Source organism: Phormidium sp. CCY1219, assembly GCF_035615515.1.
GTDB lineage: Bacteria > Cyanobacteriota > Cyanobacteriia > Cyanobacteriales > Laspinemataceae > CCY1219.
This window is the reverse complement of record NZ_JAJENT010000684.1, coordinates 1-10,899: the sequence shown is the minus strand read 5'-3', so window position 1 is coordinate 10,899 and position 10,899 is coordinate 1. Positions and strand designations below refer to the sequence as shown.

General features: G+C 52.3%; 9 protein-coding genes. 8 read left to right on the top strand and 1 reads right to left on the bottom strand.

Annotated elements, in window-relative coordinates; all coding sequences use genetic code 11:
• Window positions 1-71 precede the first annotated feature (71 nt).
• Window positions 72-1,106 (bottom strand): LysR family transcriptional regulator, encoded by a 1,035-nt coding sequence (locus tag LKK83_RS20025; RefSeq protein ID WP_324633076.1) that lies wholly within the window; start codon window positions 1,104-1,106, stop codon window positions 72-74.
• A gap of 583 nt (window positions 1,107-1,689) precedes the next feature.
• Between LKK83_RS20025 and LKK83_RS20020 the strand changes: the two genes are divergently transcribed.
• The 8 genes from LKK83_RS20020 to LKK83_RS19985 all read left to right on the top strand — a co-directional run.
• Window positions 1,690-2,403 (top strand): NnrU family protein, encoded by a 714-nt coding sequence (locus tag LKK83_RS20020; RefSeq protein ID WP_324633075.1) that lies wholly within the window; start codon window positions 1,690-1,692, stop codon window positions 2,401-2,403.
• A gap of 414 nt (window positions 2,404-2,817) precedes the next feature.
• A complete protein-coding gene (locus LKK83_RS20015; protein WP_324633074.1) occupies window positions 2,818-3,201 on the top strand; it encodes a thioredoxin family protein in 384 nt (127 codons plus the stop codon).
• Between the two features lie 344 nt (window positions 3,202-3,545).
• Entirely contained in the window at window positions 3,546-5,612 is a 2,067-nt protein-coding gene (locus LKK83_RS20010; protein WP_324633073.1) for an NAD(P)H-quinone oxidoreductase subunit 5, read from the top strand.
• A gap of 28 nt (window positions 5,613-5,640) precedes the next feature.
• The gene (locus tag LKK83_RS20005; RefSeq protein WP_324633072.1) at window positions 5,641-5,787 is read left to right on the top strand and encodes a hypothetical protein; all 147 of its coding nucleotides are present in this window, start codon (window positions 5,641-5,643) and stop codon (window positions 5,785-5,787) included.
• A gap of 44 nt (window positions 5,788-5,831) precedes the next feature.
• Window positions 5,832-7,418, top strand: coding sequence for an NAD(P)H-quinone oxidoreductase subunit 4 (locus tag LKK83_RS20000; protein ID WP_324633071.1), 1,587 nt, complete (start codon window positions 5,832-5,834; stop codon window positions 7,416-7,418).
• Window positions 7,419-7,546: 128 nt separating this feature from the next.
• Window positions 7,547-9,016: a DASH family cryptochrome gene (locus tag LKK83_RS19995; protein ID WP_324633070.1), complete on the top strand. Its 1,470-nt coding sequence runs from the start codon at window positions 7,547-7,549 to the stop codon at window positions 9,014-9,016.
• A 302-nt stretch (window positions 9,017-9,318) separates the two neighbouring features.
• On the top strand, window positions 9,319-9,927 hold the full coding sequence (locus LKK83_RS19990) for a Uma2 family endonuclease (RefSeq protein WP_324633069.1): 609 nt from the start codon (window positions 9,319-9,321) through the stop codon (window positions 9,925-9,927).
• Between the two features lie 308 nt (window positions 9,928-10,235).
• Window positions 10,236-10,899: hypothetical protein (locus LKK83_RS19985; RefSeq protein ID WP_442957347.1), on the top strand; the 664-nt coding region annotated here is incomplete at its 3' end.

The window sequence follows — 10,899 nt, the reverse complement described above, 5'->3', positions numbered from 1 at the left end:
AACCCAGATCTCAAAGGTCTCGGCCCAGAAGCCCGCGCCGTACCGCCTAAGCGGTCGGCGTCGGGAGTACGTCACCTGACGGTGGAATTCGATGCAGCAGGGGAGATCGCTTCTGAGGACTCCACCGACGCGGCGGTGTCTTCTTCGGCATCCACGGATTGCGCTGGCTCCACATCCAAAAACGGCTGGGTGGCAAATTGGGGTAAAATTTCTTCGCTAAATGCTTCTGCTGCCTTGGACCGATACCGATTGGGATTGAAAATCACTGACAGCATCCGCTTGACGACTACCCCTTCGATGGTGGCTCGATGCAAAATCCCCATCTGCAATTCTTTTTCGATCGCCGAAATGGAGACGAATGCGGCTCCTAAGCCGGACTGTACTGCATTTTTTATCGCTTCAATGGAATTGAGTTCCATCTCCAGTTTGAGCCGGCGGGTATCGATATCGCAGCGCGAAAGCACTTGGTCGATGACTTTGCGAATGGTGGACTGGGAATCTAGGGCAATAAATTGCAGCTTGTAAAGGTCTTCTTTTTGGATGGTTTCGAGTTTGGCAAAAGGATGAAATACTGGCAAAATTAGCGCCAGTTCGTCTTCGGCATAGGAGTGAATGTTGAGGGATTCTTGCAGTTCTGGGGGCACTTCTCCGCCGACGATCGCCAGGTCGATTTGCCCGTTGGCTACGCTCCAGGCGGTGCGACGGGTGGAGTGAACGTGCAACTGAACGGCGACATCGGGGTATTTCTGCCGAAACATGCCAATCATCCGAGGCAGCAAGTAGGTGCCGGTGGTCTGGGATGCACCGACAATTAGGGTGCCTCCTTGAAGATTTTGCAAATCCTCAATGGCTCGACAGGTTTCTTGACATAAGGTTAAAATCTTTTCGCCGTAGCTCAGCAGCAGGTGCCCTGCTTCTGTTAGTTGTGCCCTTCGCCCCCCCCGGTCGAACAATGGCACATCCAACTGGCGCTCTAAATTCTGCACCTGTAGGCTAACGGCAGGCTGAGACACATATAAACTATCGGCAGCGCGTTTGAAGCTCCCCTCAGCGGCGATCGCTTTGAGAATGCGTAACTGATCTAAAGTGAACGGTAGATCGGACATACTGCTAAACCTGAAAGGGGCAAGGAGTCTGGTGACAACTAACGGATTCAACGGGTTGCATTTCAAAAAAACTGGGTGTATGAGTGGTTTTTTTGATTCCGGGGACCTCGATAATCCGATCGCCCACCGGTGCCAACCCGCTCATCTTCGTCCCGTTGTCCTGCAGTTTACCAAATCGCGGCATCTTACCCTACTGTTCTATTTAAGGTTGGATTGGGTTTGCCGTCGATCGGTTCGGGGAAATCCACTGGCTAGCAATCCCCCCATGCAGTCTCCACTGCCCATTATCCCCTGCGATTGACTTCCGTGCGATCGCGACAGGGGTTTTTCTTTGGGCCTTCTGCGCGATTCTCGGGGGGCGATCGCGTTTCACTTCGCCCCCCGACTTGTTTTTCCCGGGTTGTCGCTTTTTGTCCCCCTCTGGTCTAAAATGTTACCCACGTCATCTTTTTTGCTTCTGCTGGGGCTGCGGTTGGAGCCTGTTTCGGCCAGGGTGGATCCTTCTACTGGGGCGCGGTCGGCTCTGTCTGGCACTCGGCAGGGGTTAGGTCTGGTTCACCGTCGGTAAATTCTGTTATCTGCAATGTCCTGGGATTGGTTGACGCCGAGCCATTTGATGATGGTCGGTTTGCTGTTGGTCTTCGCGATCGCCCATAGCGGTTTGGCGGCTGTGCGCCCGGTTGGGGAACACTTCGTCGGCCCGCGTCTGTACCGCATTTTCTTCGCTTTGGTGAGTCTGCCTTTGGCGGTGGTGCTGATTATCTATTTCTTCAACCATCGCTATGATGGGGTGCAACTTTGGCAGGTTCAGGGGGTGCCTTGGGTGCAACCGCTGGTCTGGATCCTCTCGGCGATTTCGTTTATTTTTCTCTACCCCGCTACCTTTAATCTGCTCGAAATTGCCGCGATCGAAAAACCCCAGGTTCATCTTTACGAAACTGGCATCATTCGCATTACCCGTCACCCGCAAATGGTGGGTCAGGTCATCTGGTGTGTGGCCCATACCCTCTGGATTGGTACCAGTTTTATGGTGGTGACTTCCCTGGGCCTGGTGCTGCATCATTTGTTTGCGGTGTGGCACGGCGATCGCCGCTGGGGCGATCGCTATGGAGAAGCGTTCGAGGCGGTAAAAGCTCGCACCTCGGTGATTCCTTTCCTGGCCATTTTCCAAGGGCGTCAAACCCTCAAACTGGACGAATTTATCCGCTTGAGCTATCTCGGGGTGACGGGGTTTATTTTCCTCCTCTGGTGGGCACACCCTCTCTTGCTCCGTGCCACCGCCCAGGTGGGCTGGTAAATTGGTAATTGGTCATTGAAAATTGAAAATTGGAAATTGCAGCCTGTGTAGATTGTTAATTGACAATTGCTGATTTTGCGGGTGGGGGCGATCGCGGCAGTTTGAGGCGGTAAAGCCGGGTAGGATACCAGTGGGGGATAAAAAACTGTATCTTTGGTTACAGTAAATGTTAAAAAAATGTAAAGAATTTCGGGGTGGGAGGGAAAAATAATCCCCGGTGGGGGGAATTATGGGGGTGAAATTTTTTATAAGCAATCAACAATTAACAATCAACAATCTCTCATAAAATTTACTATTATTTACAATCAAGACTTTTTTACCAAATCTATATCGAAAGGGGATAGTCAGACGATCCCAAATCGATGTAGCATGATCCCGGTGTCGATCGCAAAAGCCATTGAGCAGAGAGGGAACATGGTCTTGTCTCTTAACGAACAAACGTTTAAAGAAGAAGTTTTAGAAGCTCCCACGCCAGTTCTGGTAAACTTTTGGGCACCCTGGTGTGGGCTGTGTCGAACGATCGATCCGATATTGAATGCATTTGCACAAGAATGGGGAGAACAGATAAAACTGGTGGGAATTAACGCCGATCGCACGTTAAAGCTAGCCAGTGGATATCGAATCACCACCTTACCGACGTTAATTTTATTTGACAGCGGAGTTGCGCTGCATCGGATCGAAGGATTTCACGGGCGCGATGACCTACAGGCGATGTTGCGATCGCGGATGCGAGAGGTGATGCAAAAACGGTTTGTTACCCGTTCTTTGGAGCATCTCATCAATTCCTCCTCCGTCTGATTGAGCGCCATTTCATTGTCAGCAAATTAAAACATCAAGTTTGCTGGTGTCGGGCTTTTGCCAGAACAAAGGCTCGCATTGGGCAAACCCAAACCCCATCCAGAGGGTTTCTGGATGGGGTTCTTCACGGGTCAGAGCGGGAGGCCGACAAAATTTTTCAAGAAAATATTTAATTATAACACAAAAAATGTGGTAAATTCAAACGAGACAGAGAGAAAAAGCCGTGGATGACCTCAGAGTGCAAGCATTCCGAGTAAAGAATCGAGCAATTTGTGGGGCACTCCTGTGTCAAAATGTTAACAATTGTGTTGACTGAGTAAAGAACTATTAAGTGGGAGTCAGCAATGGAACCCCTGTATCAGTATGCGTGGCTGATTCCAGTCTTGCCCTTAGCCGGGGCGATGCTGGTTGGCCTCGGTCTGATTTCCTATAACAAAGCGACGAACAACCTGCGGCAAAAGAATGCCGTATTTTTAGTGTCCCTGGTGGGCGCTGCAATGGTAATGGCCTTTGGGCTGTTATGGAGTCAAATCCAAGGACATGAGCCCTACACCCGCACCATCGAATGGGCGGCGGCGGGGAATTTTCATCTGGCAATGGGCTACACCATTGACCCGCTTTCGGCGCTGATGCTGGCGATCGTGACCACCATTAGCTTTTTGGTGATGATTTACACCGATGGCTACATGGCACACGATCGCGGCTACGTGCGTTTTTTCGCCTATTTGAGCCTATTTGCCTCCTCCATGTTGGGGCTAGTGATTTCCCCGAACTTAGTTCAGATTTACATTTTCTGGGAACTAGTGGGGATGGCATCCTACTTGCTGATCGGGTTTTGGTACGATCGCCCAGCGGCGGCGGATGCGTGCCAAAAAGCCTTTATCACCAACCGGGTTGGAGACTTTGGCCTGCTGCTGGGGATACTCGGACTGTACTGGGCCACCAACAGCTTTGAATTCAACGAAGTGGGCGATCGCCTAGTAGATCTGGTGCAATCCGGGGCGATCGGGGCGGGAATGGCCACCCTGTTTGCGATCCTAGTCTTTCTCGGACCGGTGGCGAAATCGGCGCAATTTCCGCTGCACGTGTGGCTTCCGGACGCAATGGAAGGGCCGACCCCAATTTCCGCCCTGATCCACGCCGCCACAATGGTTGCCGCCGGCGTCTTCCTAATCGCGCGGATGTACCCCCTATTTGAACCCATCCCCAGCGTAATGAACACCATTGCGTGGACGGGATGCTTCACCGCCTTTTTGGGAGCCACGATCGCGATTACCCAAAACGACATCAAAAAAGGCTTAGCCTACTCCACCATCTCCCAACTCGGGTACATGGTCATGGCAATGGGCATCGGGGCCTATAGCGCCGGGTTGTTTCACTTAATGACCCACGCTTACTTCAAAGCGATGCTCTTCCTCTGCTCTGGATCCGTCATCCACGGCATGGAAGACGTGGTGGGTCACGACCCCACCCTGGCCCAAGACATGCGACTGATGGGCGGGTTGCGCAAATACATGCCGATTACCGCCACCACCTTCTTAATCGGCACCTTGGCGATTTGCGGCATTCCGCCGTTTGCCGGGTTCTGGTCGAAAGACGAAATCCTCGGTGCGGCGTTTGAAGCCAATCCCGCCTTGTGGCTAGTGGGTTGGGTAACTGCCGGGATGACCGCTTTCTACATGTTCCGCATGTATTTCCTCACCTTCTGCGGTCCGTTTCGCGGCCAGGACAAGCAAATCCGTGAGGATATCCTCACGGAAGCGAAAATGGGAGAACCGGCCCTGGCGTTTGGTCCTGGGGCGATGGACCCGCAAGAATTGGCGGAGGCGGGTGACGACCATTCTCACGGTCATCACAGCGACACCCCGCACGAGTCTCCCCTGACGATGACCTTCCCCTTGATGGCCCTGGCGGTTCCGTCAGTGCTGATTGGATTGGTGGGTACGCCGTTTGCGAATTACTTTGAGGAATTTATCTTTCCTCCCGAAACCGTGGCGGAAGCGGCAGAACATGCCGGGGAATTCGATTTAGCCGAGTTTCTGATTATGGGGGGCAATTCCGTGGGGATTGCGTTAATCGGGATTACCCTGGCGTCGCTGATGTACCTGAAAGGGAAAATCGACGTCAAGGCGATCGCGGCGAAAATCCAGCCCCTGTATCAGCTCTCGCGCAACAAGTGGTATTTCGACGAAATCTACGATTTCCTCTTCGTCCGGGGTTCTCGCCGCTTGGCCCGCCAGGTGATGGAAGTGGACTACCGGGTGGTGGATGGCGCGGTCAACCTCACGGGGTTGATTACCGTGATTACTGGCGAAGGGTTGAAGTATTTTGAGAATGGTCGCGCCCAGTTTTATGCCCTGATCGTGTTTGTCGGGGTTCTCGGATTAGTGATTCTCTCTGGCGTGAATTAACCCTCTACTCAGCACTCACTCAGTCAGAATGACCGTTATCTGGGAATCTCGGCGTGGGGTATCTGGAGGCGCAACTCCCGCACAGGCGATCGCGCGCGGTAGGAAAATCCGAGGCGATCGCTTTTCCCCCTGGGGGTTTCCCGAAGCTCGGTATATTCTGACTTGTGGAGTCTGAGCGTGGGTTCTCTCAATGGTGAATTCTGGAAGCTATTTACGAATATGGCTGAATTTCCGTGGTTAACCACAATTATTCTGTTCCCGATCGCGGCGTCTTTGCTACTACCGCTGATTCCCGATACTAAGGGGCGGACGGTACGCTGGTACGCTTTGGTCGTGGGAGCGATCGATTTTTTGTTCATTGTTTACGCTTTTTGTACTCAGTACGAGTTGAGCAATCCCGATTTGCAGCTTTTTGAAAGCTACAGTTGGGTTGCGCCGTTGGATTTGAATTGGTCGGTGGGGGCGGATGGTTTGTCCATGCCCCTGATTATCCTCACGGGGTTTATTACTACCCTGGCGATGTTAGCCGCTTGGCCCGTGACTCTCAAACCGAAGCTGTTTTACTTTTTGATGCTGCTGATGTATGGGGGTCAGATTGCGGTTTTTGCCGTGCAGGATATGTTGTTGTTCTTCTTGGTGTGGGAACTGGAGCTGATTCCGGTTTACCTGCTGCTGTCGATTTGGGGCGGGAAAAAGCGCCTCTATGCGGCGACTAAGTTTATTCTGTACACGGCGGGCGGTTCCCTGTTTATTTTGATTGCCGGGTTGGCCCTGGCGTTTTATGGGGATACGGTAACGTTCGATATGCGGGCGATCGCCTCGAAGGATGTGGCGATTAACGCGCAACTGCTGCTTTATGGTGCGTTCTTTATTGCCTATGCGGTGAAGTTGCCGATTTTCCCGTTGCATACTTGGCTCCCGGACGCACATGGGGAAGCTACGGCACCGGTTCACATGTTGCTCGCGGGTATCCTGCTGAAAATGGGTGGCTATGCCCTGATTCGCATGAATGCGGGCATGCTGCCTGACGCTCACGCTGTTCTCGCCCCGATTTTGGTGATTCTCGGGGTGGTAAACATAGTATATGCCGCTCTCACATCATTCGCCCAGCGCAATTTGAAGCGCAAAATCGCGTATTCGTCGATTTCTCACATGGGCTTCGTGCTGATCGGGATCGGTTCGTTTACTGACCTCGGTCTCAGCGGTGCGGTGCTGCAAATGGTGTCTCACGGCTTGATTGGGGCGAGTCTGTTCTTTATGGTAGGCGCAACCTACGATCGCACTCACACCCTGATGCTGGATGAAATGGGCGGCGTGGGCCAGAAGATGAAGAAGTCTTTCGCTATGTGGACCACTTGTTCCCTGGCGTCTTTGGCCCTGCCCGGAATGAGCGGGTTTGTGGCAGAGTTGATGGTGTTTGTCGGCTTTGCTACCAGCGATGCCTATAGCCTCACTTTCCGCGTGGTGGTGGTGTTCTTGGCAGCAGTGGGTGTGATTCTCACCCCGATTTATCTGCTCTCCATGCTGCGCGAAATGCTCTATGGACCGGAAAATAAAGAGTTGGTGGAACATGAAGCGCTGATCGATTCCGAACCGCGCGAGGTGTTTATTGTGGCTTGTTTGTTGGTGCCGATTGTCGGGATTGGATTGTATCCCAAGATTGTCACGCAAATTTACGATGCCACTACGGTGCAGTTAAACGCGAAATTGCGCCAGTCGGTTCCTAGCTTGTCTCCACAAGCTCCTGTGGCGATGATGAATCCGCTACAAGCGCCAGCTATCGAGGCGATGGAGGGCGATCGCTAATCTCTCGCTCTCTGTTTCTCGGGAAAGGTGCGGGCACCCCCCGTCCTTTCCCCACTGCTCCTCACACCTGCGAGAAAGGCGGGCGATGCACAATCGCCCGCTTTGATTAATTCTGCTATCCCTACAGTATGTCTCATCCCCCGATTATCCTCTGGTATCGCAACGATTTGCGAGTGCACGATAGCGAACCCCTGTATCGCGCCCTCACAACTGCCGCGCCGATTCTCCCGGTTTATTGCTTCGACCCCCGGCACTTTGGCACCACCGCCTATGGCTTTCCCAAAACCGGCTCGTTTCGCGCCCAGTTTTTGCTCGAAAGTATCGCCAACTTGCGCCAGTCCTGGCAACACCTGGGTAGCAATCTTATCGTCAGAATCGGCAAGCCTGAAGTTATCTTACCACAAATTGCCCGCCAGGTCAATGCCTCGGCGATATATTTTCATCGGGAAGTCACCGCCGAAGAAGTGGCGGTGGAAAAGGCATTGCAACGGGCGATCGCACCCCTGAACCTGCAACTCCACTCCTTCTGGGGACATACCCTTTATCCTCCCTCAGCATTGCCCTACCCTATCTCAGAAATTCCCGCAGTATTTACCCATTTTCGCAAGCAAGTCGAAAAAAAATCCACCGTTTCTCCCCCCTTTCCCTCACCGAACTATGTACCTCCCCTCCCAGATATCCCTATCGGTTCTCTCCCCCAATTAGAAGATTTTAATCTCACCCCACCCCTGCCAGATTCCCGCGTCGCCCTCGCCTTTCACGGGGGAGAAACTGCCGGCATTGCCCGCCTGCAAACTTACTTCTGGCAGCAAGATAAACTGCAAAGTTACAAGCAAACCCGCAACGGAATGCTTGGCGCAGATTATTCTTCTAAATTTTCTCCCTGGTTAGCCTTGGGTTGCCTTTCTCCCCGCTATATTTACCAACAAGTGCGCGAATACGAAGCGCAACGAGTGAAAAACGACTCTACCTATTGGTTAGTCTTTGAATTGCTCTGGCGCGATTATTTTCGGTTGATCTGCGCTAAACATGGCAATGCGATTTTTCGGCAATCCGGATTGCAAGGGGTAAATATTCCCTGGAAAGAAGATTGGCAGCAATTTGCCTTATGGCAACAAGGAAAAACTGGCTTTCCTCTGGTAGATGCCAATATGCGCGAACTCGCCGCTACCGGATTTATGTCCAATCGCGGGCGGCAAAATGTCGCCAGTTTCCTCACCAAAAATTTGGGGATTAATTGGCAGATGGGCGCAGAATGGTTCGAGTCTCTGTTGATTGATTATGATGTATGCAGCAATTGGGGGAATTGGAACTATACCGCCGGGGTGGGGAACGATGCCCGAGGATTCCGATTTTTTAATATTATCAAACAGTCCAAAGATTACGACCCCCAGGGAGAATATGTCAAGCATTGGTTGCCCGAATTGGCTCAAATTCCAGCAGCAAAAGTTCGCGAACCCTGGAAATTATTGCCCGAAGAACAACAGCGCTTTGGGGTAAAAATTGGCGTGGATTATCCTCCACCCATAGTCGATTTGTTCGCCTCAGCAAAGGCAAACGAACGAGTATATAAAACGGCGATCGACCGCCACAGATAAAACCCACGCCATCGGGTGTGTGACCCCCGCCGCTAATCCCCGCGCCCACCGCACAATTCTGCCCGGGGGTCACGCACCACCCACCGCAACCAAACCCGTGCTAACATGCGAAATCAGCGGGGGATTGAAATCGCGCCTGGGCAGGTAAAGTCCGCCTACGCGGACTAATTGTATGTCATGGGGGTTTAACTCGTTCCCCCCAGGGGGGAACGGTTCTCACGAGGTTCCGCCTCCCCGCCCCAATAAATGTGCAAAATAATTTGCACCCTTGCTTAATCAAACCAATCGAATGGAATTAAACGATGGAAGTAGCAAATCGCGAAACAATTTTCCCGTTGAAACTCTGCCTCGATTTAAGCGACGAGCAGTTTTTTCAACTGTGCCAAAATAACCGAGATTTAGGCTTTGAGCGCACTGCGAATGGAGAAGTGATAATTATGCCACCGACGGGCAGCGATATGGGGAATCGAAATGGGAGATTGATTCAACAGTTATTTAATTGGACCGATACCAACGATTTGGGGGTAGCTTTTGATTCCTCGGCGGGATTTAAACTGCCCAATGGTGCAAATCGCTCTCCCGATGCTTCTTGGATTCAAAAAGAGCGATGGGAGGCTTTAACTTCTGAAGAAAAACAGCAGTTTGCTCCCCTCTGTCCGGATTTTGTGGTAGAGTTACGTTCCCCTAGCGATTCTTTACCGACGTTACAAGAAAAACTCAAGGAATATATCGCCAATGGTACGCGGTTGGGGTGGTTAATTGACTGCCAAAATCAAGGAGTGGAAGTGTATCGCCCGGGGGAAGAAGTGGAAATTATCGATACTCCCGCTACCCTATCCGGGGAATCGGTATTGCCGGGATTTGTGTTGGATTTAACCCCAATTTTATATGAACCTCCGTCGGGGGCGTGACCCCGGCAACCCAACCCCGGCCAAACCCACGCCATCGGGTGCGTGACCCCCGCCGCCAATCCAGGCACCCACCGCACAATCCGGCGCGGGGGTCACGCACCATCCCCCGCAACCCAACCACGCGCCCACGACACAATTGCGCCGGTGACGCACCACCCCATCAGAGGGCCTCTGATGAAGCATTACCAGGCGGAGTCAGGGAACGAGTCAGTGGGGGAACAGGAGTCAAAAATCATCGAGCGGCTCGTGAAATTTGGCCCAACTTATGCTATGCTCAATAATAATCCGAACCGAGGGGGTGACCCACCATGAACGATGCGCGTTTGCAACGGTATATCCAAATCATCCAAGCCTTACTTTCCAGCGATGCAGGAGAGGCAGAAACCCTGCTGGCACAACAGGAGGAGGGGGTGGACGAGCAACTGTTGCAGGTGATGGGGCAATTGGCAGAGAATGCAGCAGCAGAAGGGAGTGAAGAACTCGCCGCCCGCTTGCAGGAATTAGCTGCAGAGGTAACGCGGTTTATCGCCAACCGGGGGGAGAACGCTTCCCCTGACTCGGAAGCAGAAGTGTATCGGCAGTTAGCCCGAGAATTGCTGCAACTCGAACGGGAAAGCAATAGCGATACAGCTGTGGTTTATCCTTTTTTAGACCAACATCGGGATAAACTCAATCCCCGGTTTAAAGAAGCGTTTCTCGAAGTGAGTCGGCTGTTGCTCTCCGATGCAGAACAAGCAGATACCTTCGCGGGAATCATCGAAAATACCTGTATCCATATTAATGTGTTTCCCCGGGGAAGTCGGGCGGATTGTCTGGAAATTGCCATTGCCGGCTACCAACTCGTTCTCACGGTTCGTCCCCGAGAACGGAAACCCGCAAAATGGGCACAAACGCAAAATAATCTGGCAAGTGCCTATTTATACCGCATCCGGGGAGAGCGGGGGGAGAATCTGGAACGGGCGATTGCGGCAT